The organism is Micromonospora sp. SYSU B005, assembly GCF_055362685.1.
Window position 1 is genome coordinate 90624 of sequence record NZ_JAXCFU010000015.1, and the last position, 25269, is coordinate 115892.

Consider the following 25269-nt stretch of genomic DNA (forward strand, 5'->3'; position numbering starts at 1 on the left):
ACCAGTCGCTCGACCGTGCCGGACCGGGGCGGTGGAGCTGCCGGCCGCTGCTGCGCCGATGGCCTGTCAGCAGCTCATCCGTCGGGCGTGAACTGGCCGTCACCCGGGCCACCGCCGCGGCCGGCTCCCCACCGCATGTTCGGCGGCGGGCAGCGTCCAATCATCGATCTTGTACGGTTGGACGCTCCGGTCGCCCGCCGCGGCTTTCGCTGACACCGGTTCGGTGCTCACGCGGCTCAGTCCCGCCGCCTCGGTCGCAGCGCCGGACGTTCCGAGCGCGCGCCGAGGCGACCCACCAGCAACGCCACGGTCGGCGCGTCGAAGAGCACCTGGATGTCCACCTCCGCACCGAGCGTGGCCCGGATTCGGGAGATGAGCCGCACCGCGAGCAGCGAGTGCCCGCCTAGGTCGAAGAAGTCGTCGTCCAGTCCCACCGAATCGACACCGAGAATGTGGGCGAACGCATCGCACAGCTTCTCCTCGTCCGGGGTGGTCGGCGCCCGCCGCGTGACACCGGCGTCTACCGCACTCGGGGTGGGCAACGCGTTGCGGTCGAGTTTGCCGCTGGTGGTCAGCGGGATGGCGGCCAGGACGACCACCGACGCCGGCACCAGGTGGTCGGGCAGGCGCTGGGCGACGAACTTGCGCACCGAGGAGACCAGTTCGCCGGCCGCGTCGGTGTCACCGTCGTCCGCCACGATGTAGGCGACAAGCCGTTTGTCGCCTACCTTGTCCTCCCGTGCGATCACGGCCGCATGCGCCACCGCAGGGTGGCTACGCAACGTGTTCTCGACCTCGCCCGGCTCGACCCGGTAACCACGCAGCTTGATCTGATCGTCGGTCCGGCCGACGATCACCACCTGCCCGTCGGCGGTCCACCGCGCCAGGTCGCCGGTCCGGTACATCCGCTCGCCAGCCCCGAACGGGCAGGCGACGAATCGTTCCGCCGTCAGGGCGGACCGGCCCACGTAACCGCGCGCCAGCGCGTCACCGGAGACGTACAGCTCGCCGACGACCCCGACCGGCACCGGTGCCAGTCCGCCGTCGAGCACGAACAAACGAGCGTTCATGATCGCTGCGCCCGCCCGCACCACCCCGCCGGTGAGCCCTGCCACGGTCAGTTCGGTAGTGGCCACGCCGATGGTGGTCTCGGTCGGGCCATAGTGGTTGAAGACCTTCGTGCCATGCTCCGCAGCCGCCGCGAGCAGCTCGCCCAGCCACGCTGCGGGCGCCGCCTCGCCACCCAGCACCAGCGACCGGGCCGGCAGGATGCCGTCCATGCCGCGGCCAGCCGACAGCGCCATCAGATGTGACGGGACCGCCTTGACGCAGTCGATCCGGTGCGTCACCAGGTAGTCGGCCACCGCATCCGGGTCCACCACCGCGCTCTCGTCGAGCACGTGCAACTCGCCGCCGGTCATCAGGCTGACGAAGACCACCGTGTTGCCCAGGTCGGTGAACTGCGGCTGAAGAAGCCCGTACCTGGTGCCGGCGCCTGACCAGCCGAGCCGGGCCGACGCGCTGATCACGTAGTTCGCCAGTGATCCGTGCGTCACCGCGACGCCCTTGGGGACGCCGGTCGAGCCGGACGTATACATCACGTAGGCCAAGTCGCGGCCGTCCACCGGCATGTCGGGCATCGACGCCGGCGCCGCGGCGAGCGCGCCCCGCACCATCGGATCGTCGAGCGCCACCAGCCGTACCAGGCCGGCCGGCAAGTCGTCGAGCACCTCCTCGACGCCGATCAGCAACGTCGCCCGGCTGTCGGTCAGCATGAACGAGATCCGCTCCACCGGCAGCGCCGGATCGACCGGCAGGTACGCCGCGCCGGCCTTCCAGACGCCGAGGATCGCCCCGATCATCTCCAACCCGCGCGGCAGACACAGCCCGACCACCGAGTCCGCGCCGACGCCCTGCTCGCGCAGGTACCACGCCAGGCGATCGGCCCGGGCGTCAAGCTCCGCGTAGGTCAGCTCCCCGGCGCCGGACACCACCGCGACAGCGTCCGGAGTCGACTCGACGCGATCGCGGAACAACTCACCGAACGTCTCCGCCGGCACCGCCGCGGTGGTGTCGTTCCAGCCGTGCAGCACCAGCAGCCGCTCGGCCGGGTCCAGCACCTCCACCGCGTCCAGCCGCACGTCGGGCGTAGCGGTCACCACGTCGAGCACGTGCGCGAACCAGCCGACGATCCGCTCGACGGTCGATGTATCGAACAGGTCGGCCGAAGCGGTCACCGCGCCGTACAGCCCGGCCGGACGACCCGACTCGTCGAAGGTTTCACCGACCAGCACGTCCAGGTCGAACTTCGCGGCCTGTTTACCGGCGAACAAGGCGGTCGTCTCGACGCCGGTGAACTCCGGGGTGTCGTCGGTCGTCCGCCCGGCGGTCATCGGGTTGAGGATCGTGAGGATCACCTGAAAGAGCGGGTGCCGGGCCAGCGACCGGGTCGGAGCGACCTCCTCCACCAGCCGCTCGAACGGAACGTCCTGGTGCGCCAGCGCGCCCAGCGTGGCGTCCCGCACCCGGTTGAGCACCTGCCGGAAGTCCGGGTCGCCGGTGAGGTCGGTGCGGATCACCAGCGAGTTGACGAAGCAACCCACCAGGTGGTCGAGGGCGTCGTCGGTACGCCCCGCCACGGCTGATCCGATCGGGATGTCAGGACCGGCACCCAGCCGGGAGAACAACACCGCGAGCGCCGCCTGCAGCACCATGAACGGCGTCACGCCCTCGGCCCGGGTGAGGTCGACCAGACGCTGATGCACCTCCGCCGGGACATGCACCGGCACGCTGTGCCCGCGGTGACTCGCGACCGCCGGCCGGGGCCGGTCCACCGGCAGTGCCAGCTCCTCCGGCATGCCGGACAGGGCTCGGCGCCAGTAGCCGATCTGTTGCGACATCAGGCTGGCCGGATCCTCCGGGTCACCGAGCAGCTCCCGCTGCCAGAGCGCGTAGTCGGCGTACTGCACCGGCAAGGGCTCCCACAACGGCACGTCGCCGCGCTGCCGGGCCGCGTACGCCGCAGACAGGTCCCGGACCAGCGGGCCGATCGACAGCCCGTCGTCGGCGATGTGGTGCAGCACCAGCACGAGCACCCGGTCGTCCGGCGCGATCTCGAACAGCCAGGCCCGGATCGGCAGCTCGGCCGACACGTCGAACTCGTAGCGTGTCACGCCGACGACCCCGTCGGACAGGTCGGCGACGGCGAGCGCAGCGGTCGAAAGGTCAGGGGCTGGCTCGACCACGTCGATCGCCATCGACGGCAGATCCGCCATCCCGGCGAAACTCGGGAAGCGCAGATCGGTGTGGCTGCGGTGGTTCGGCACCCGGGTCAGCACCGACGTGAGGCCGGCCGGTTCGATGATCTGTTGATAGGGCTCGCCCATGACGGACGGGAACACCGTGCGCAGCGATTCGTGCCGAACGATCACGTCGAGCAACGCCTGGTCCAGCGCGGCCTCGTCCAGCGTTCCGCCGAGCCGGAACACCATCGGCATGTTGTAGCTCGCGTTCGGGCCCTGCAACTGGGTCAGGAACCACAGCCGCCGTTGGGCGAACGACAGCGGGATGCGCTGCGGCCGCTCGGTCGCGCGCAGCGCCAGCCGGGCGCGGTCCACCTGGCCGGCCGTGAGCCAGTGCGCCAGTCCGGCCACCGTCGGCGTCGCGAACATCTGCCGCAGCGGCAGTTCGACGTCGAGCACCGCCCGGATCCGCGAGACCAGCCGCACAGCGAGCAGAGAGTGCCCGCCGAGCCGGAAGAAGTCGTCGTCGACGCCGACCCGGGTGAGCCCGCACACCTCGGCGAACACCGAGCAGAGAAGTTCCTCCTGTACGGTCGCCGGGCGGCGTCCGGACCCGGCGTCTCCCGTGTACGTGGGCGCGGGCAGTGAGTGTCGGTCGAGTTTGCCGCTGGGTGTCAGGGGCAGGCGGTCGAGGATGACCAGCGCTGCGGGGACCATGTAGGCGGGCAGGCGCTGCGCGAGGTGGTCGAGCAGCTGGCCGTCGGTGAGTTCGGAGACGGCGTAGGCGACGAGTTGCTTGTCGCCGGGGGTGTCCTCGCGGACGACGACCGCCGCCTCGGTGACGCGCGGGTGGGCGGCGAGCAGTGCCTGGACCTCGCCCGGCTCGACCCGGAACCCGCGGATCTTCACCTGCTCGTCCGCGCGTCCCAGGAAGGCCAACTGCCCGTCAGCCGTCCACATCACCACGTCGCCGGTGCGGTACATCCGCTCGCCCGACCCGAACGGACACGCCACGAACCGCTGCGCCGTCAGCCCCGCCCGCCGGACGTAGCCACGGCCAAGACTCGACCCGGCCACGTAGAGCTCACCGGCCACCCCCACCGGAGACGGGGACAGCGTGCTGTCCAACACGTAGGCGCGGGTGTTACGGACGGGCGTGCCGATCACCGGCTCATCACCCGGCCCCAGCGGCCGCGACGTCGCCGCCGCCACGGTGGTCTCAGTCGGGCCGTAACCGTTGAAGAACGACCGGCCCGCCGACCAGCGACGAACCAACTCCGGACCCAACGCCTCACCTGAAGAGATCAACGCCGCCACCGACCCGAGATCCGCAGGCTCCAACCGCCCCAGCACCGCCGGTGGCAGACACGCATACGTGACCCGATGCCGGTCCACCACTTCCGCCAGACCCGCGCCCGGCAACAACTCCTCCGCCGACGCCACCACAAGCGTCGCGCCGCAACACAACGAGTTGACGACCTCCCAGGTCGCCGAATCGAATCCGACCGAGGCGAACTGCAACACCCGATGCCCCGGCCCCGCGCCCATCCGCTGCTGGAACGCCGCCGCCAGGTTCACCACACCACCGTGCGTCAGCCCCACACCCTTCGGCACACCGGTCGAACCCGACGTATAGATCACATAGGCAAGCCCACTCGAGGACACCTCCACCGACGTCTCAGGACCACCCACCACAGCCGGATCGTCCATACGCACCGCCGCCACACCCGGCACCTCAACCCCCGAGGTCACCAACAGGCTCGCCCCGCTGTCGGCGACCATGAACTCGATCCGCTCCATCGGATAACGCGGATCCACCGGCAGATACGCCCCACCCGCCTTCCACACACCCAACACCGCGACCACGAAATCGACACCACGCTCCAACAGCAACGCCACCACCGAGTCCGCGCCCACCCCACGACCACGCAGAAACCCCGCCAGCCGACCCGCCCGAGCATCCAACTCCGCATACGTCAACTCGACACCATCACCCACCACCGCCACCGCACCCGGCGCCCGCCCCACATGAGCCTCGAACAACCCATGCGCACCGACCGCCACCTCCGGCTCAGCCACCCCGTTCCACTCCACCAGCACGCGGTTCAACTGGGCCGAGTTCAGAACCTCGACCATGTGCAGCGGCGTGGCCGGCCGGTCGTCCACCGCGGTGAGCACGGTCGCGAGCGCAGTGTTCAGGAGCCGGCCCACCTCGTCCGGGTCGATCGGCGCGACGGCCTGCACCCGCAGGCTCAGCCCGCCGCCGCCGAAGTCGTCCACGGCCACCGCCAACGGGTAGTTGGTGCGGTCGTGGACGCGCACAGTGCGTACGCCCTCGACGGCACGGTCCCAGACGTCCTCGCCGGCGCGGCCCCGGTCCTCGTGCTCGATGAAGCGGTAGTTGAACAGCGAGGTGAACAGCGGCGTGTTCTCGCCGACGCCGCTAGCCTGCTGCGCGGTGGCGAGCGGTGCGTGCTCGTGCTCGACCAGCGCGGCCAACTGGGCGCGCATGCCCTCGATCGCGGCCCGCACGCCGAGGCGGCCGGCGTGCACCCGCACCGGAAGCGTGTTGATGAACGGGCCGACGACCCGGTCCGCGCCGGCGCCGGCGGTCATCCGCCCGGACAGCACCGTACCGAACACGACGTCGTCACGGCCGGACAGCGCCGCCACGACCCGGCCCCAGACGACGTGCAGGACCGTCGCCGCGCTGACGCCCAGCCGCCGGGACACGTCACGCAGCCGGTTGACGATGTCGTCCGGCACCGGCACCACGCGGGTCACGGGATCAGGGCCGTCGCCGCGGACGTCCATCACACCGTACGGGGCGGTCGGCTCCTCGACGTCGCCGAGGAACCTTGCGAAGAACCGTTCATGTTCCGCCCGTGGGATGCTGCGGGCGCGGGCGACGAAGTCCCGGAACGGCAGCGCCGGCGGAAGTCGGTCGCCGCGCCCGGCCAGGATCTCCCGCAGCTCGCGCATGAGCACCTCGGTGCCCTGCTGGTCCTGCACGATGTGGTGCATGCGCAGGTACGCCAGCCAGCGGCCGTCGCTGGACTCGGTGAGGTGCAGGTCCATCAGCGGGGGCCGGCGCAGGTCCATGGCGGTGCCGACCAGCTCGACCAGCCGCTCGGCCGGATCGGGATGGTCGCCGTCCAGCACGTGGGTGACCACCGGCAGGGTGGCCGTGCGGCGCACGACCTGCACGGGCTCGGGCAGCCCCTCCCACACCACGGCGGTGCGGTAGACGTCGTGCCGGTCCACCAGGTGCTGCAGGGCGTCCACGAACCGGTCGAGCACCGGGCGCGACGTGCACTCGAGCAGCCAAGCCGTGACGTACGGGTCGTCGTCGTGCCCGGCCAGCAGGTGGTGGAAGAGCAGTCCCTCCTGCACCGGCGCCAGCGGGTAGACATGCGCCACGTCGCCGCCGACGGCGGCCACGGCCCGCTGGACGTCGGCTTCGGACAGGTCGACGAGGAGATCGGCCGGTACGGCCACCGGCTCGGCCGACGCGGCCCGGGCCAGCCCGGCCGGGGTCGGCGCCTCGAACAGGGCCCGGATGGTCAGCTCCACTCCGAGCCGGGTGCGGACCTGCGAGAGCAGCTCGACGGCGAGCAGCGAATGCCCGCCGAGCCGGAAGAAGTCGCTGTCGACGCCGACCCGGTCGCGGCCGAGCACCCGCGCGAACACCTCGCACAGGACGGCCTCGCGCTCGTCGGCCGGCGCTCGGTCGGCGTCCGGGCCGATTACCTGGGCGGGCGCGGGCAGTGAGTGTCGGTCGAGTTTGCCGCTGGGTGTCAGGGGCAGGCGGTCGAGGATGACCAGCGCTGCGGGGACCATGTAGGCGGGCAGGCGCTGCGCGAGGTGGTCGAGCAGCTGGCCGTCGGTGAGTTCGGAGACGGCGTAGGCGACGAGTTGCTTGTCGCCGGGGGTGTCCTCGCGGACGACGACCGCCGCCTCGGTGACGCGCGGGTGGGCGGCGAGCAGTGCCTGGACCTCGCCCGGCTCGACCCGGAACCCGCGGATCTTCACCTGCTCGTCCGCGCGTCCCAGGAAGGCCAACTGCCCGTCAGCCGTCCACATCACCACGTCGCCGGTGCGGTACATCCGCTCGCCCGACCCGAACGGACACGCCACGAACCGCTGCGCCGTCAGCCCCGCCCGCCGGACGTAGCCACGGCCAAGACTCGACCCGGCCACGTAGAGCTCACCGGCCACCCCCACCGGAGACGGGGACAGCGTGCTGTCCAACACGTAGGCGCGGGTGTTACGGACGGGCGTGCCGATCACCGGCTCATCACCCGGCCCCAGCGGCCGCGACGTCGCCGCCGCCACGGTGGTCTCAGTCGGGCCGTAACCGTTGAAGAACGACCGGCCCGCCGACCAGCGACGAACCAACTCCGGACCCAACGCCTCACCTGAAGAGATCAACGCCGCCACCGACCCGAGATCCGCAGGCTCCAACCGCCCCAGCACCGCCGGTGGCAGACACGCATACGTGACCCGATGCCGGTCCACCACTTCCGCCAGACCCGCGCCCGGCAACAACTCCTCCGCCGACGCCACCACAAGCGTCGCGCCGCAACACAACGAGTTGACGACCTCCCAGGTCGCCGAATCGAATCCGACCGAGGCGAACTGCAACACCCGATGCCCCGGCCCCGCGCCCATCCGCTGCTGGAACGCCGCCGCCAGGTTCACCACACCACCGTGCGTCAGCCCCACACCCTTCGGCACACCGGTCGAACCCGACGTATAGATCACATAGGCAAGCCCACTCGAGGACACCTCCACCGACGTCTCAGGACCACCCACCACAGCCGGATCGTCCATACGCACCGCCGCCACACCCGGCACCTCAACCCCCGAGGTCACCAACAGGCTCGCCCCGCTGTCGGCGACCATGAACTCGATCCGCTCCATCGGATAACGCGGATCCACCGGCAGATACGCCCCACCCGCCTTCCACACACCCAACACCGCGACCACGAAATCGACACCACGCTCCAACAGCAACGCCACCACCGAGTCCGCGCCCACCCCACGACCACGCAGAAACCCCGCCAGCCGACCCGCCCGAGCATCCAACTCCGCATACGTCAACTCGACACCATCACCCACCACCGCCACCGCACCCGGCGCCCGCCCCACATGAGCCTCGAACAACCCATGCGCACCGACCGCCACCTCCGGCTCAGCCACCCCGTTCCACTCCACCAGCACGCGCCGGCGTTCGTCCTCGGTCAGGAGGCTCGTGCTGCTGATCGGCTCGCCGGGCGGCGCGTCGGTCAACGACTGCAACGCGGCGGCGAACCGGTGGGCGAGCATCTCGGCGTCGGCTACTGCGTACCGGTCGCCGTTGACCTCGGCCTCGACGTCCAGCTCGCCCACTTCGGGCCGGTCGTAGACGTTGACCCGCAGGTCGTGGACCGGGCCGGAGCACAGGGTCCGGATCGTGACGGTGCAGTCGCCGAACCGGCTCGGGTAGTCGAACGACATGACGTTGACGCTGAGCTGGAACAGCGGGGCGGTGTCGACGGCGTTGCGGTCACGGAGCATGTCCTCGTAGCGGTACCGCTGGTGCCGCAACGCGGCCAGCACGGTCCGGGAAGTGCGAGCCACGAAGTCGCCACGGGACTCCCCCGGGTCGATCCGCAGCCGCACCGGCATCACGTTCGCGGCCATGCCCGGGGTGGCGAACTCGCGGGCGGTCTCCCGGCCGAGGACGGGAACGCCGAGCACGATGTCGCGCTCCCCGGTGAGTCGGAACTGGTGCAGGGCGCCCGCGGCGACGGCCAGCCCGCCGATGCTGGTGCCGAGCCCGGCCGCGGCCTCGCGCAGGCCGGCCGCCACCGGTCCGCCGATCGGGCGCCGGTGCCGCGCCACCGTGCCCGGCAGCCACCGGCGCCGCCCGGCCGAGCGGGCGTCGTCCGGAAGATCAGCCAGATGGTCCGACCAGAACTCGCGATCGCGGGCAGGCCGGCCGGACTCCCGGTACTCGCGGTCGGCGTCGATCAGCACCGACACCGGTTCGACGCCACCCGCCAGGGACGGCCCGGATAGGGTTTCGTACGCGTCGGCCACCGCGGAGGCGAACAGGGCCAGGCTGTACCCGTCGACGATGAGGTGGTGCAGCCGCTGGTACCAGAGGAACCGCTGCGGGCCGAGCACGAACAGGACGTGCCTGCACAGCGGGGCGTCGAGCAAGTCCATCCGCTGCCGGACGTCGGTGCGCATCGCCGCCTCGGCAGCCGCCCGCGGGTCGGGTTCGGCGCTCAGGTCGACCAGCACCGGGTCGACTCCGCCGCCGACGTACTGCCGGGGAACGCCGTCCACCAGCCGGATCCGCAGCCGGTACGCCTCGATGCCGGCCACCGCGTGGCGCAGGGCCGCGGTGAAGGCGTCCACGTCCAGGTCGCCGCGAATCTCGGCGCACTCGGCGACGTTGAACGCGACGTTGTCGGGTTCGAGCTGCTGGGCGTTCCAGACACCCCACTGACCGCTGGTCAATTCGCGCAGTTCACCCATCACCGGTCCCCAAGCCCACTCGTGTCGTGCGTGTCCAGATACGCGCGCCCGGCCCGATCCAGGTCCGCCGCGGGCGCCCCGAGGCTCCGCAGGTTGCGCGCCAACGCGGCGATGGTGCGGCTTTCCAGCACCGCCAGGTAGGGCACCTCGTGGCCGAAGATGCTCCGCAGCCGGTGCGCGATCTTCATGGCCACTAGCGAATGGCCGCCGAGCGCGTAGAAATCGTCGTGCACGTCGATCGGCCGGCGTCGCAGCGCGGTTTCCCAGCAGTGCACGAGCACCGCCTCCAGGACGTCGTCTTCCGGTGTGGCCATCGGAGCAGCCTTTCGATGCAAGCGGCGGTGGATGTGCGTACGAGGCCGGTCAGAGCCCGAGCTCGCGGGCGATGATCTGGCGCTGGATGTCGGAGGTGCCGGAGAAGATCGTTCCGCCGACCGCGTCCCGCAGCGCGGACTCGACGCCGTACTCGGTCAGGTAGCCGCGACCGCCGAGCACCTGGATGGCGTCGGCGGCGCCGGCGACGGCGGCCTCGGAGACGGCCAGCTTCGACAGCGCGGACGGCAGCGCGCCGGGCTCGTCGCGGTCGAGCAGCCAGCAGGCGCGGTACAGCAGCAGCCGGCTGCTCTCCAGGCGGAGCTTCATCTCCACGATGCGGTTGGTGACCGACTGGAACTCGGTGAGCTTCCGCCCGAACTGGCTGCGCTGCTGGACGTGCTCGATGACCTGCTCGACGAGCCGTTCCTGGAGTCCGACGTAGAGCGCGAACAGGCACGTGCGCTCCCACCGCATCGACTCCTGGAACACGACCGAGCCCTGGCCGCGTTCGCCGAGCACCTGGTCGCCGGGCACGAAGCAGTCGGTGAACGTGACCTGGCCGGCCGGGCACGACTTCATGCCGAGCTTGCCGAACGGCTCGCCCACCCCGATCCCGGCGGTACCGCGTTCGACCGCGAACGCGGTCACCGCGAAGTGCCCGGCCGCCGGGTCGGTGGTGGCGTAGGTGACGAGAACGTCGGCGACGGGCCCGTTGCTGACGAAGCTCTTCACGCCGTTCAGCAGGTAGCCGCCGTCGACCGGGGTGGCCGTGGTGGCCAGCTTCGCGACGTCGGAGCCGGCGTCCGGCTCGGTCATCGCGTTGGCGGCGACGGTGCGCCCCGCGCACATGTCCGGCAGCAGCCGCTCCTTCAGCGAGGCGTCGCCGAATTCCGCGATCGGCATCGCGCACGCGAAGAGGTGGGCGGCGGCGGCGAAGACCAGGCCGGTGTCGGGGCAGCCGCGGCCGAACGCCTCGAACAGCAGCGCGGTGTCGAGAGCGCCGTGGCCGCCGCCGCCGAACTTGGCTTCGACGCTGGCGCCGAGCAGCCCGAGCTCGCCCAGCGCCCGCCAGCCAGCGGGTGCGATCCCGGGCGCGCCGCTCTCCGGCGTGAACCGCTGCCGGGCAGCGGCGAGGGCGGTGTCGTACCGCGCTCGTTGCTCGGGTGTCCAGCCGAACTCCACGAAGCCTCCTAAGACACCCGGATGACGCCGCCGGCGATGTTGACGCCGGGTCCGACACCGAGCAGCAGCACGTGGTCGCCGGGCCCGATCGCGTCACCGGCCAGTAGGTGGTCGAGGGCGATGACGTGGTCGGCCGCGCCGACGTGGCCCACCGTGCTGCCGAACTCCCACGTGGTGTCGTCGAGCTTGATGCCCAGCGGCCCGAGCCGGTCCTCGACGACCTCGCGGCCGGCATGGTTGAACAGCACCCGGGCCACCTGGCGCAGGTCGACGTCGGCCTCGTCGAGCAGCCGGTCGACCAGCCCGATGAACTGCTGCACGAACTCCAGCCCGCTGCCCGGCCCGAGGCCACCGGACGCGGCGAACTCGGCGAACCGCGCGTCGAAGTCCGGTGCCCGCCCGGTGCTCGCGTCGGCCGGATGCAGCGGCATGGCGCCGCGGTGCATGCCCTCCAGGTCGGGCAGCGTCACCGAGCCGACCGACAGCACCTCGGCGACGCCGTGTTCTCGGCTCAGCACCAGCGCCCCGGCGCCGTCTGCCATCACCAGGCCGGGATTGCACCGCCACCGGTTTAGCGTCGGTGAGCCGAAGTTGTCGGCGGCCACGACCAGCGCGTGCTGGCCGCTCGGAGCGGCGCGCAGGGCGGCGTCGGCCAGCGCGAGCGCGCCGAACATGCCGTTACAGCCCTGCCGGATGCCGGCGGCGAACGCGTGCCCGGCCGCCAGGCGCCGCTGGAGGTACGAGTACGGGAGCCAGCCCTCCGGACCGGACTGGTAGACGTCGACGTAGAGGAGATGGCTGAGCGACGCGGCCGGCGTGCTCGCGTGCTCGAGCGCGGTACGCGATGCCTGAAGCGCCAGGTCGACGGCGGGCACGTCGCCGGCCACCGCGATGCTCACGAGGCCGGACGACTCGGCATCCTCCGCGTCGTACCACCCGGCGGCGACGGCGTCGGCGACCGCGACCCGGTCCGGCACGTATGCGCCTGTTCCATTGACGAACAATCCCCGCGTCCGCATGGCCGGAACACTATCTTCGAGTTCCCCGGAAACCGAGCGCGGCGCCAAACACCAAAAGGGGCCGGGAATCTCCCCGGCCCCTTCCGCAACTCGCTGCTAGTTGTTCTCCATCGCAGCGATAAGGCTCTTGGGCCGCAGATCGGTCCACGACTTCTCGATGTAGTCCAGACACTCCTGGCGTCCGGCCTCGCCGAAAACCACGTTCCATCCGGCCGGCACGTCGATGAACTTGGGCCAGAGCGAGTGCTGGCCCTCGTCGTTGACCAGGACCAGATACGAAGCGTCGGGATCCTCGAACGGATTCACCACCGTACCCCGCCTTTCCATCTTCGATCCGCAGACGCCGCGCCTGCGCCGTCATACTCCCCCGCCGGACTCGCCGTGCGCCACTGCGCGCAACCGGCGCTTCCCCGCAGTTGGACACCCATTCTGGACAGCCGCCGAAGCGCGGAGACTGGCCGGGATTCGGCAGTTCGAATGGGAGGACTAGATGGACGACACCATAGCGGTGGCCCGGTCCTGGAGACCACACGAGATCGGCACCGCATTCGCCGGCACGAAGGACCTGGCGGGCTGGCTCGACGACCTGGGCCCGACCCGCCTCGCCGAGCTGCTGGTCGACCGGAAGGCGCTGGTGTTCCGGGGCTTCGACGTCACGCCGGAGTCCATCGACGCGGTCTTCGACCGGCTCGTCCCGGACCGTCTCCCCTACGTCCACGGCAACTCGCCGCGCACCCGGGTGGGACGCAATCTCTACACCTCGACCGAGTACCCGCGGCAGTTCACCATCTCGATGCACAACGAGCTCAGCTACGCCCACCGGTGGCCGGCCCGGCTCGCGTTCTTCTGCGAGAAGGCGGCCGAGAGCGGCGGGGCGACGCCGGTGCTGTGCGGCGCGCTGTGGCTCGCCTCGCTCGATGCCGAGGTCCGCGAGGCGTTCGCCGGCGGCGTCCGCTACGTGCAGAACCTGCATGACGGGTTCGGCTTCGGGAAGAGCTGGCAGCAGACCTTCGAGACTGAGGACCGGGCTGCGGTGGAGGAGTTCCTCGGGCGGTCCGAGGCCGAATGGGAGTGGGGCGCGGACGGGCTGCGCATCACGCAGTACCGCGCCGCCGTCACGACGCACCCGGTCACCGGCGCCGCGGTCTGGTTCAACCAGGCCGACCAGTGGCATCCGGCCGGGCTCGGCGACAAGGCGTCCGCCGACATGTACGCGATCCTCGAGCCGGACGAGTTCCCGCAGCACGTGACGTTCGCCGACGGCAGTCCGATCCCGGACGCGTACGTGGAGCAGATCCAGAGCCGCGCGCTCGACAACGCCGTCGACGTGAACTGGCGGGCCGGCGACGTCCTGCTCATCGACAACGTGCTCACCGCGCACGGCCGGCGGCCGTTCGAGGGCACCCGCCGGGTCCTCGTCGCGATGGCCTGACACCGAGAGCGAAGCGGCCCCGTGGATGTCCTCCACGGGGCCGCTTCGCTCTCGCTGGCGTCAGTCGGCCGCCGCCACCGGCTCGTTCTGGTGGGCGAACTGGATGCGGTACAGGTCCGCGTACAGTCCGCCGCTGGCCAGCAGTTCGTCGTGCGTCCCGCGCTGGCTGATCTGGCCGGCGTCGACCACCAGGATCTGGTCGGCCTGCCGGATCGTCGACAGCCGGTGCGCGATCACGATGGATGTGCGACCGGCCAGCGCCGTGGCGAGCGCCCGTTGGACCGCTGCCTCCGACTCCGAGTCCAGGTGCGCGGTGGCCTCGTCGAGCACCACCACCGGCGGTGACTTGAGGAGCAGCCGGGCCAGCGCGATCCGCTGCTTCTCCCCGCCGGACAGCCGGTAGCCGCGCTCGCCGACCATCGTGTCGAGGCCGTCCGGGAGCGTCGAGATGACGTCCCAGACCCGGGCCGCGTCACAGGCCTCGATCAGGTCCTGCTCCGTGGCGTCCGGACGGGCGTACAGCAGATTGGCTCGTAGGCTCTCGTGGAACAGGTGCGGGTCCTGGGTGACCACGCCGATGTTCGCGGCCAGCGACCGCAGGCTGATGTCGCGGATGTCCTCGCCGCCGACGCGCACCGTGCCGGACACCGGCTCGTAGAGCCGGGAGACCAGGTTGGTGAGCGTCGTCTTGCCGGCCCCGGACGGGCCGACCAGCGCGGTCAGCTTGCCACCGGGCGCGTGGAAGCTGACATCGCGCAGGATCCACGCGTCGGTCGGCGGCTCCGGCGGCGCGACCGGCAGGGGTGACCTGGGCGGTTCGAACTCGGGCGGCTCGAACTCGGATCGTGGCGGCATCGACTCCAGCGAGGCGAGCGACACGTCCTCCGCCTTCGGGAAGCGGAACGAGACGTTCTCGAACTCGATGTCCGGCGCCCCGCCCGCGGCCACGTCGGCTACCGGCAGGGCGCGCGCGCCGGGCCGGTCCACGATCAGCGGCTTGTGGTCCAGGACCTCGAAGATGCGGTCGAAGCTGACCAGCGCCGTCATGGACTGGCTGTAGATGTTGGAGAGCTGGTTGATCGGCCCGAACAGGCGCTGCAGCAGCGTCGCGAGGGCCACCAGGGTGCCCACCTGGATTGCGCCGTTGATGGCCAGCCCGCCGCCGAACCCGTACACCAGTGCGAGGGTGATGGCGGTGAGCACGGTGACGATCGCGGCCATCGACTGACCCCAGACGGTCGTCACGACCGCGATATCCCGCACGTCGGCGGCCCGGCCGGCAAACGCCTTCGCGTCCCGCTCCGGTTCGCCGTAGAGCTTCGAGAGCATGGCGCCGGACACGTTGAACCGTTCGTTCATCAGCGTCGCCATCTCAGCGTCGTTCTCCATCTCCCGCCGGATGAGCCGCTGCATCCGCCGCCCGACCGTCTTGGCCGGCAGCATGAACAGCGGGATCATCACCAGCACGGCGAGGGTGATCTGCCAGGACAGCACGAACATCGTGGTGATCACCAGGACGAGCGTCAGCACGGTGGCGGTCACCTGGGACAGCAGGGTGGTGACCGCCGCCTGGGCGCCGATCACGTCCGTGTTGAGCCGGCTGACCAGCGCGCCGGTCTGGGTCCGCAGGAAGAACGCCAGCGGCTGCCGCTGGACGTGCGCGAACACCTCGGTGCGCAGGTCGTAGAGCAGCCCCTGGCCGACCCGGCCGGACAACCATGCCTGAACGAACATCGTCCCGGCGTCCACCACGGCGAGCCCCACGAAGAGCAGGGCCAGCGTCACGACGACGGACATCTTCCCGGGGATGATGCCGTCGTCGATGATGTACTTCAGCACCAGCGGGGTCATCGCGGTGATGGCCGCGTGCACCGCCGTCATCAGGAGCAGCAGCACCGCCAGCAAGCGATAGCGTCTCAGGTACCGGAAGCCCCGCTTGAAGGTGCCGGGGCGAACCCTGTCGCCTTTCTTGGACACGTCATCCATCCTCTAGGTCGTGCGGAGCGACTAGTACTTGTCGAGAAACTCGATGATCGCCGCGTTCACCTCGTCCGGGCGTTCCAGATGGCCGAGGTGGCCGCACTGGGAAATCTCCACGTAGTCGCTGTTGGGCATTGCCTCAGCGACCTCGGCGCCGAGATGCGGTGGCGCGATCAGGTCGTCCGAGAATGCGATTACCCGGCACGGGGCGGTGACGGTGCGTAGCAGGGTGCGCCGGTCGGTGGACAGGTCGACGAAGGCTTGGCCGGTCGCGCCGGTGTCGCCGGCGAGTTCCAGCACCTCCAGCCACGACGACACGACCGCGTCGTTGTTCAGGGTCGCCGGGGACAGCATCTGCATCGCCGTGGTCACGGCGTCGTAGTTGCGCGGAAGCTTGAGACCGCTCTCCTGCAGCGCCCGGTCGGCGGCCATCTGCGCGCGCCGGAGGACGTCCGGCCGCGCGCGGGTGGCCACCAGCACCGCGCTGCGCACCAGCCCGGGCCACTTGACCGCGAGTTCCTGGGCGATCATCGCGCCGAGCGAGTAGCCGACGATCCGGCAGGGGCCGACACCCAGTGCCTCGATGAGACCCCGGGTGTCGGCCACCATCTGGTCCAGCGTGTACCGGCCCTCGGGCGCGTCGGTGGGCGGGATGCCACGGTTGTTGAAGGTGATCGTGTGGTAGCCGGCCCGGTGCAGTGCCGGCGTCTGATAGGTCGACCAGACGTGCCCGGCCGCACCCGATCCCATGATCATCAGGACGTTCTCGCCGGTGCCGGACCGCTGGTAGGCGATCCGGATGCCGTTGGCGGTCAGTTGGGGCATGGCGACCGGCTACCAGACCCACTCGCGCTTGTTGAACAGGTGCTCGGCGAAGATGCCGTGGTCCTTGCACCAGGTGAGGAACTCGTCGATCTGCTGGAGCTGATACGAGTCGGCGTTGTATGACGTCGCCATCACGTGCCCCTGCCAGCTCTCCTCGCCCATCGCGTAGATGTAGGCCTCGGCGGCGCCCAGCTCCTGCAGGATCGCCGCCGCCTGAGCCGCGTTGGAGCCGGACAGCTTGCGCGAGTCGCTCATCTTCTTCGTCACCGGGCGGGTCAGCAGACCCTGGTAGAGCCAGGTGAGCGGCGCGCCGTCGCACTCCATGCCGAGGAACGCGAGGTCGATCTTGCCGAGATGCTCGCGCACGTACCGGTAGAGAACCGGGTCGACGCCGGACGAGTCGGCGCCGATGTAGATGGACGCGTCGGCGATCTGCACCCAGTACGTCGACTTCGCGCGGATGTCGAGGTCGGCGTGCTCGCCGAGGAACGGGGTGGCCACCAGCCGCCCGCCGGGCAGCGGCACCTCGTCGAAGTCGTCGACCTCGATGACGTTGAAGCCGGCATGCCGCAGGTACAGCGCGATCGACGGGTCGGCCAGGTTGCCTCGCGAGGACTTCGGCACCACCACCGCGTCCACCCGCGGGCGCAGCATCATCAGGGTCTCCAGCACGATGTGGTCCTGGTGCCCGTGCGTGATGACCACGTAGTCGATGTGGTCCGGCAGGTCGTCCAGGGTGTACCGGTCGCCGTGCCGGTTGTCGGTGCTGATGAACGGGTCGGTGACGATGCACGCCTCCGGCGACTGCAGGACGAGACAGGCGTGCCCGAAGTAGCGGATCCGGCCGCCGCGCTCGATGTGCCGGTCGGGCGCCAGGCTCGGTGCCGGCGCGAGCAGGCGGTCCAGCTGCACCGCCTGCGCGTCGTTCAGCTCGAGCGCCTCGCGCAGCTTCGCCAGCGTCGTCGGCTGGGTACGCGCCCGGAAGTACTCGTCGAGGCCCGGGTGCGTGAAGCTGTGCGGGAGGTCGATGACGTCCGGGCCCGGCAACCGCGGGGTGCTCAGGATGAACGGGCGCTCGACGCCGGTGTCGAGGGACAACTGCACCGACTGACGGCGTACGTCGTACATCGGGCTGTGGTACGTCAGCGGCTCGATGTAGTGCATCGACGCCTGGTTGCTGGTGTCGTAGGCCAGCTCCACGAGCCCGTTCAGGGCAGCCGGCAGCTTGGGATAGAACGGGGTGAGGTCAAAGCCGGTCGCGCCCTGCCGCAGCATTTCCTCGGCCTCGGCGATCGCGGCCGCGAAGTTCAGCATGTCGGCCCGGTCGCGCTTGATGATGTCGAGGAGTTCGGCGATCTCGCTGCTGCGCTCCTCTTCGATGTTGACGAAGTATCCGCCCCGCAGCTCCGGGTTGACGCTGGCCGCCACATGCACCTTCGGCGAATGCAGGTACGACTCCAGCAGCGGAACCTGAATGTTTGCCAGATTCATCGAGGCCTGGACCGGGGCGACTATGTAAAGCCACGCGTAGAACCGATCCACCAAGGGCTCAACTATTGCATTCGAGCGAAGAAACCTCGGCTCACTGATGCCGCCCATCCGCTTACCCTCCCCAGAAAACCACCTAGTCGTCGCGCCGCACCCATAACAGCGCAGCCCCTCAGGTCCGTCAACGTTGCTTTAATTCACTGGCGTACAACCGACGCGGCCGCGCAGTTGAACACCATCAGTCCCTGCGCGCCAGCCACGCCTCGGTGGCCGCCCAGACCCGGCCCAGCGTCTCGGGCAGGACCAGGTCGGAGTGGTCGCAGTCGACCATGACCTCGGTGATCGAGCCCCGCACGTAGGGCTGCCATTGGAGCCGGCCGAACCCGCCGTCGCGGGAATTGTTCGCCACGAAGAGCAACAAATCCTGACCGAACACCCGATGCTCATACCGGTCACGAATATGCCGGTTGTTCAGTGCTGCGCGGACGACCGGCCGCAATGTCTCGTCCGGCATATCACGGAAAAGCGCTGCGGTCTCCCCCCGTACGCGCGCAGCCATCTCGTCGATTTCGGTTTCCAGGTCCCGCTCGGGCAGTTCCTCGGCCTCCGAGCCACCGGGGTAGGTGTCCATGATCACGAGGGCGACCTGCTCCCCCGCGGCTTCCAGTTGGACGGCGATCTCGTGCGCGGCGGCCCCGCCGAAGGAGAAGCCGATCAGGTGGTACGGGCCGGCCGGCTGCACCTGACGGATCTGCTCGATGTATCCGGCGGCCATCTCCTCGACGGAGCCGAACAGCGCGCCCGTTCCGTCGAGGCCGCGCGGTTGCAGGCCGTACAGCGGAATGTCGTCCGGAACGAACCGCGCCAGCGGCATGTAGCACCAGCTGAGGCCGCCACCCGGATGGATGCAGAAGAGCGGCGGCCGGGTTCCCTGGGTGCGGATCGGCAGGAGCATGCTCAGCGAGTTCTGCAGCGACGAGAGGCTCATCTGGGCGATGAGCCCGGCCACCGTCGGCGCGCTGAACACGTCCCGCGCGGAGACCTTCACGCCGCGCGCCTTGAGCCGCGCGATGAGCGTGACCACCATCAGCGAGTGGCCGCCGAGCGTGAAGAAGTTGTCCTCCACGCCGACCGTGGGGACACCGAGGACTTCGGCGAACACGTCGCAGAGGACGAACTCGAGCGCGGTGGTGCGGCTGACCCTCCGGGTCGCCGGCGCGGCCTGCACCTCCGGAGCGGGAAGCGCGGCGCGGTCGAGCTTCCCGTTGCCGGTCAGCGGCAGCCGGTCGAGCGTCACCACCGCGGACGGCACCATGTACTCGGGCAGCCGCCGCGCGGCGTACTCGCGCAGTCCAGCCGTGTCGGTCCCGACCACATAGGCGACCAGCCGCCGATCCCCCGGGATGTCCTCCCGCGCCACCACCGCCGCCCGCGTCACCCCCGGGTAGCCGGCCAGCACGGCCTCGATCTCGCCCAGCTCAACCCGGAACCCGCGGATCTTGACCTGCTCATCGGCCCGGCCGAGAAACACCACCTGGCCGTCCGAAGTCCAGCGGGCGAGGTCACCCGTGCGGTACATCCGCTCCCCCGAGCCGTACGGGCACGCCACGAAGCGCTGCGCCGTCAGCCCCGCCCGGCCCACGTAGCCGCGAGCCACGCCCGCGCCCGCCACATACAGCTCACCGGCCACGCCCGGCGGCACCGGCGCCAGAGCATCGTCCAGGACGTAGAGCCGGGTATTGGCGATCGGCGTACCCACCGGCACCACCCCGCCCGCCGACAGCCTCGTCGTCGCCACGCCGATAGTGGTCTCCGTGGGGCCATAGTGGTTGAACACCGGCCGGTCCCCGGCCGCAACCACCAGATCCGCCACCCACCCCGGCGCAGCAGCCTCGCCACCGAGCACCACCGAGCCGGTCGGCAACACCTCAGCCATGCCCACCCCCGCAGCCAGGGCAGCCAAGTGCGACGGCACCGCCTTCACAAAATCGATCCGCTCACCGGCCAGGTAACCGGCCACCGCCTCCGCATCGGTCACCGTCGCCGGGTCCAGCACATGCAGCTGCCCGCCGGTAACCAAACTGACGAACACCACCGTGTTGCCCAGATCCGTCACCTGCGGCTGCAACAGCGCATACCGAGCACCCACAACCCCCCAGCCCAACCGCGGCGCCACCGACGCCACATAATTCGCCAACGAATCGTGCGTGACAGCCACACCCTTCGGCACACCGGTCGAACCCGACGTGTAGATCACATACGCCAGCCCCGCCGGCAACACCACCACCGGCGCAACCTGGACATCGTCCGACGGCAACAGCTCGTCCAACCACACCGTCGGCACCGCCGCCAGCACATCGGCCACACCGTCGGCCGCGCCCGCCAACGCATCCCGCCGAGCCAGCACCACCCCGACACCCGCATCGGCCACCATGAACTCGACCCGCTCCGCCGGCAGCCTCGCGTCAATCGGCAGGTACGCCGCACCCGCCCTCCACACCGCCAGAATCCCGGTGATCATCTCAACACCACCAGGCAGACACAGCCCCACCACCGACTCGGCACCGACACCGCGATCGATCAGCAGACGCGCCCACCGGCCGGCCGCCGCATCCAGCTCCCGGTAGGACATCGACTTGTCGCCGGCGACCACCGCGACCTCGTCCGGCGTCCGCACCACCTGCTCGGCGAACCAGGCCGGCAGTGACCCGGCCGGCACCTCGGCCGCCGTGTCGTTCCAGCCGGTGAGCACCTGCGTGCGCTGCCCGTCGTCCAGCAGGTCGATGTCGTGCACCCGCATCTGCGCGGCCGCCGTCACCGTCGACAGCACCCGAACGAACCATCCGGCGATCCGCTGCGCCGTCGAAGCGTCGAACAGATCCGCCGCCGCGATCAGCTCGCCCTGCAGCCCGGCCGGCCGGCCCTGCGCGTCGAACATCTCGACCGCGGTCACGCCGAGGTCCTGCCGCGCCATCGCGTTCTGCACGCCGGTGGGCGCCGGCCCGTCGCCGGGTCCGGCCGCCACGCCGTGCTGGATGTTCTGCAGGGTGAGCCGGACCTGGAACAGCGGATGACGGGCCAGCGTACGGGTCGGCGCCAGCTCCTCGACCAGCCGTTCGAACGGCACATCCTGGTGTTCGAGAGCACCCAGAGTGGTCTGCCGAACCCGGCCCAGCACGTCGGCGAAGGTCGGGTCGCCGGACAGGTCGGTGCGGATCACCAACGCGTTGACGAAGAACCCGACCAGGTCGTCCAGGGCCTCGTCGTGCCGGCCCGCGACCGGGAAGCCGATCGGGATGTCGCTGCCCGCCCCGAGCCGGTGCAGCAGCACCGCCAGCGCCGACTGGAGCACCATGAAGGTGGTCACGCCCTCGACGCGGGTCAGCTCGGCCAGGCGCTGGTGCACCTCGGCGGGCACCTGCAACGGCACCAGATGGCCGCGGTGCGACGCCACCGCCGGGCGTGGCCGGTCGGCCGGTAGCGCCAACTCCTCCGGCGCCCCGGACAGCGCCTCCCGCCAATACGACACCTGCGTCGACAGCAGGCTGTCCGGGTCGTTCTCGTCGCCCAGCAGCTCTCGCTGCCACACCGCGTAGTCCGCGTACTGCACGGACAACGGTGCCCACACCGGCGCCTGCTGGCGGAGCCGTGCCTCGTACGCCGCTGCCAGGTCACGGTTCAGCGGCGCGGTCGACCAGCCGTCGCTCGCCACGTGATGGACGACCAGCACGAGCACCGAGCCGTCCGTCTCGGTCTGGAACAGCCAGGCCCGGATCGGGAGATCGGCGGCGAGGTCGAACGCGTGGCCGGTCGCCTCCGCGACGGCCTGGTCCAGGTCGCCGGCGGGCACGGCCCGCACCTGGAGCACCGAGCCGACCTCGTCCGCGTCCAGAATTCGTTGATACGGCTCGCCGTCCGCCACCGCGAACACGGTCCGCAGCGACTCGTGCCGGCCGATCACGTCGCGCAGTGCCGCATCGAGCGCCTCGACGTCCGCACCACCGGCCAGCCGGACCACGGAGGGCAGGTTGTAGAGCGGGCTCGGGCCTTCGAGCTGGCCGAGGAACCACAGCCGGCGCTGCGCGAACGACAACGGCACCCGCTTCGGCCGCCGCCCGGCGCGCACCGCGAGCCGTGCCCGGCCGGCGTTGCCGCCGCTCAGCCACGCCGCCAGGGCGGCCACCGTCGGCGCCTCGAACAGCGCCCGCAGCGGCAACTCGACGCCCAGCACCGCGCGGACCCGCGACACCAGCCGCACCGCGAGCAGGGAATGGCCGCCGAGCCCGAAGAAGTCGTCGTCGACCCCGACCGTGGTCAGGCCGAGCACCTGCGCGAACACCCCGCACAGGATCTCCTCCTGCACGGTCGCCGGGCCGCGGCCCGCACCGGCCTCGTACGCCGGTGCCGGCAGCGCCCGCCGGTCCAGCTTGCCGTTCACCGTCAACGGCAGCCGATCCAGCATCACCACGGCGGACGGAACCAGGTACTCCGGGAGGCGCTGCCCGACGTATTCGCGCAGCCCAGCGGCGTCGGCACCGACGACGTACGCCACCAGGCGCTTGTCCCCCGGGACGTCCTCCCGCGCGACCACGGCGACCCCGGCCACATCCGGGTGTTCCTGGAGCACCGCCTCGATCTCGCCCGGCTCGACCCGGAACCCCCGGATCTTCACCTGCTGGTCCGCCCGGCCGACGAACACCAACTGGCCGTCGCCGGTCCACTTCGCCAGGTCGCCCGACCGGTACATCCGCTCGCCCGCGCCGAACGGGGACGCCACGAAGCGCTCACCGGTGAAGCCCGGCCGGCCCAGGTAGCCGCGGGTCACCTGGACGCCGGCCAGGTACAGCTCGCCGACCACGCCGGGCGGGACCGGCTGGAGCCGGTCGTCGAGCACGTACAGCGCGGTGCCGGGCAGGCCACGGCCGACCACGCTGCCGGTCTCGTCGCCGGTGAGCTGCCACAGCGTCGAATACACCGTCATCTCGGTCGGCCCGTACATGTTGACCAGGCGCGGCCCGCCGTCGGTCAGCCAGCCGTGGACCCGCGGCGGTTCCAGAGCCTCGCCCGCGAACACCGCCACGCGTACGGACCCCGGCGGTGACCCGGCCACCGACAGCAGCTGGTAGAACGCCGACGGGGTCTGACTCAGCACCGTCACCCCGGCCCGCTCGATCAGCCGGACCAGGTCCTCCGGGCTGCGGGACACCTCGAACGGCACCATCACCACCCGGGCGCCACGCGTCAGCGCGCCCCACATCTCCCACACCGACACGTCGAACGCGAAGGAGTGGAAGCAGCTCCACGCGTCGGACGGGCCCAGATCGAAGACGTCACCGACCGCGGTGAGCAGACCCGACAGGTTGTGATGGGCGACGACCACCCCCTTCGGGGTGCCCGTCGAACCCGACGTGTAGATCACGTACGCCGCACCGGCCGCAGTCGCCCGGCTGGGCACCGGGCCGTCGTCGAAGGCCGCCACCGCCGGCCCGTCCCACACCGTCACCGGCACCGAGCCGGCCACCAACGGCTCGTACGCGGCCGAGGTCAGCACGTGCCGCGCGCCGCTGTCGCACAGCATGAACTCGACCCGCTGCGCCGGCAGTTGCGGGTCGATCGGCAGGTACGCGCCGCCCGCCTTCCACACCCCGAGGATCGCGACGACCATCTCCACGCCGCGCGGCAGGCACAGGCCGACCACCGACTCCGCGCCCACGCCCTGCGCCGTCAGATAGCGCGCCAGCCGGTTCGCCGCCGCATCCAGGTCCCGGTACGAGACCTCGGCGCCGTCGGCGACCACCGCGACCGCGTCCGGGGCGGCCGCGACGTGCCGGGCGACCAGGTCCACCACGGTCGCGTCGATCTCGGCGGCCGGAACATTCCAGGCGGAGAGCATCTGCTGCCGCTGCCGGTCGTCCAGCAGCTCGACGGCGTGCAGCCGCACCTGCGCGGCGGCCGTCACCGTCTCCAGCACCCGCACGAACCATCCAGCGAGGCGCTCCACCGTCGATGCGTGGAACAGGTCGGCCGACGCGGTGACCACACCGCCGAGACCCGCCGGGCGGCCCTGCGCGTCGAACGACTCGACCGCGGTCACCTCGAGGTCGAAGCGGGCGGTCGCGCTCACCGCCCCCGCGTCGGCGTCCGGCAGGCTCGTCGTGCTGCGCTCGAGGTTCTGCAGGATGAGCATCACCTGGAACAGGGGGTGGCGGGCCATCGACCGGGCCGGGGCCAGCTCCTCGACCAGCCGCTCGAACGGCACGTCCTGGTGTTCCAGGGCACCCAGGCTGGTCTGCCGGATCCGGCCGAGCACCTCGGCGAAGGTCGGATCACCGGACAGGTCCGTACGGATCACGAGAGTATTGACGAAGAAGCCGACCAGATCGTCGAGGGCTTCGTCGTTGCGGCCCGCGATCGGGAAGCCGATCGGGATGTCCGTGCCGGCGCCCAGCCTCGACAGCAGCACGGCCATCGCGGCCTGGAGCACCATGAACGTGGTCACGCCCTCGGCCCGGGCCAGGTCGGCCAGGCGCTGGTGCACCTCGGCGGAGACCCGCAGGGGCACCTGGTGGCCCCGATGCGAGACCACCGCCGGGCGCGGGCGGTCGGCCGGCAGGGCCAGTTCCTCCGGGGCGCCGGCCAGCGCCTGCCGCCAGTAGGCGACCTGCGCGGAGAGCAGGCTGTCCGGGTCGCTCTCGTCGCCGAGCAGGTTCCGCTGCCAGACCGCGTAGTCGGCGTACTGCACCGGCAGCGGTGCCCACACCGGAGCCGTCCCGTTCGACCGCGCCTCGTACGCCACCGCCAGATCCCGGTGCAGCGGCGCCGTGGACCAGCCGTCGCTGGCGATGTGGTGCACCACGAGCACCAGGACGCACTCGTCAGCGCCGGTGCGGAACAGCCAGGCCCGGATCGGCACCTCGGTGGCCAGGTCGAAGGCATGGCCGGTCGCCGCCGCTACGGCCTGGTCGAGGCCTTCGGCGCTCACCGACTGGACCTGGAGGACCTCGCCGACCTGGTCGGGCTCGAGGATCTGCTGATAGGGCTCGCCGTCGGCCGCCGCGAAGACGGTACGCAGCGACTCGTGGCGGGCGATCACGTCCCGTAGGGCAGCGTCCAGCGCGGTCACGTCCACCCCGGCGTCCAGGCGGACCACCACCGGGATGTTGTAGAGCGGGCTGGGGCCTTCCAGTTGGCCGAGGAACCACAGGCGTTGCTGGGCGAACGACAGCGGTACCCGAGGCGGACGTGTGCCGGCGCGCAG

Annotated in this window: 10 protein-coding genes; 1 reads left to right on the forward strand and 9 read right to left on the reverse strand. The window is 70.8% G+C overall.

Features of this window, described 5'->3' with window-relative positions; all coding sequences use genetic code 11:
* Window positions 1-236: 236 nt before the first annotated feature.
* From SM452_RS26230 to SM452_RS26250, 5 genes are all read right to left on the reverse strand, one after another.
* A complete protein-coding gene (locus tag SM452_RS26230) occupies window positions 237-9770 on the reverse strand; it encodes a non-ribosomal peptide synthetase (protein WP_463840911.1) in 9534 nt (3177 codons plus the stop codon).
* Window positions 9770-10084, reverse strand: a complete 315-nt coding sequence (locus tag SM452_RS26235) for a phosphopantetheine-binding protein (protein ID WP_355510836.1) — start codon at window positions 10082-10084, stop codon at window positions 9770-9772. Before SM452_RS26235 ends, SM452_RS26230 begins: the two co-directional genes overlap by 1 nt.
* 49 nt (window positions 10085-10133) lie before the next feature.
* Complete coding sequence (locus SM452_RS26240; RefSeq protein ID WP_463840912.1) at window positions 10134-11267, reverse strand: acyl-CoA dehydrogenase family protein; 1134 nt, start codon at window positions 11265-11267, stop codon at window positions 10134-10136.
* Between the two features lie 8 nt (window positions 11268-11275).
* Window positions 11276-12286, reverse strand: a complete 1011-nt coding sequence (locus tag SM452_RS26245) for a ketoacyl-ACP synthase III family protein (RefSeq protein ID WP_355510842.1) — start codon at window positions 12284-12286, stop codon at window positions 11276-11278.
* A gap of 96 nt (window positions 12287-12382) precedes the next feature.
* Window positions 12383-12613, reverse strand: a complete 231-nt coding sequence (locus tag SM452_RS26250) for an MbtH family protein (RefSeq protein WP_355510845.1) — start codon at window positions 12611-12613, stop codon at window positions 12383-12385.
* 163 nt (window positions 12614-12776) lie between these two features.
* Here SM452_RS26250 and SM452_RS26255 point away from each other — a divergent pair, with 163 nt between their 5' ends.
* Window positions 12777-13718 (forward strand): TauD/TfdA family dioxygenase, encoded by a 942-nt coding sequence (locus SM452_RS26255; protein WP_355510848.1) that lies wholly within the window; start codon window positions 12777-12779, stop codon window positions 13716-13718.
* A gap of 60 nt (window positions 13719-13778) precedes the next feature.
* On the opposite strand, the gene SM452_RS26260 is transcribed toward SM452_RS26255, so the two are convergent.
* The 4 genes from SM452_RS26260 to SM452_RS26275 form a co-directional block, all read right to left on the reverse strand.
* Complete coding sequence (locus tag SM452_RS26260; protein ID WP_463840913.1) at window positions 13779-15695, reverse strand: ABC transporter ATP-binding protein; 1917 nt, start codon at window positions 15693-15695, stop codon at window positions 13779-13781.
* Between the two features lie 30 nt (window positions 15696-15725).
* Window positions 15726-16523, reverse strand: coding sequence for an alpha/beta fold hydrolase (locus tag SM452_RS26265; protein WP_355510853.1), 798 nt, complete (start codon window positions 16521-16523; stop codon window positions 15726-15728).
* 9 nt (window positions 16524-16532) lie between these two features.
* Window positions 16533-18122, reverse strand: a complete 1590-nt coding sequence (locus tag SM452_RS26270) for an MBL fold metallo-hydrolase (RefSeq protein ID WP_355510855.1) — start codon at window positions 18120-18122, stop codon at window positions 16533-16535.
* 127 nt (window positions 18123-18249) lie between these two features.
* Window positions 18250-25269, reverse strand: coding sequence for an amino acid adenylation domain-containing protein (locus tag SM452_RS26275; protein ID WP_463840914.1), 7020 nt, complete (start codon window positions 25267-25269; stop codon window positions 18250-18252).

Bases quoted from the DNA above. Each gene is read 5' to 3' on its own strand.
- SM452_RS26245 (WP_355510842.1), bottom strand. From the start codon at position 12,286: ATGCGGACGCGGGGATTGTTCGTCAATGGAACAGGCGCATACGTGCCG.
- SM452_RS26265 (WP_355510853.1), bottom strand. From the start codon at position 16,523: ATGCCCCAACTGACCGCCAACGGCATCCGGATCGCCTACCAGCGGTCC.
- SM452_RS26270 (WP_355510855.1), bottom strand. From the start codon at position 18,122: ATGGGCGGCATCAGTGAGCCGAGGTTTCTTCGCTCGAATGCAATAGTT.
- SM452_RS26250 (WP_355510845.1), bottom strand. From the start codon at position 12,613: ATGGAAAGGCGGGGTACGGTGGTGAATCCGTTCGAGGATCCCGACGCT.
- SM452_RS26235 (WP_355510836.1), bottom strand. From the start codon at position 10,084: ATGGCCACACCGGAAGACGACGTCCTGGAGGCGGTGCTCGTGCACTGC.
- SM452_RS26230 (WP_463840911.1), bottom strand. From the start codon at position 9,770: ATGGGTGAACTGCGCGAATTGACCAGCGGTCAGTGGGGTGTCTGGAAC.
- SM452_RS26255 (WP_355510848.1), top strand. From the start codon at position 12,777: ATGGACGACACCATAGCGGTGGCCCGGTCCTGGAGACCACACGAGATC.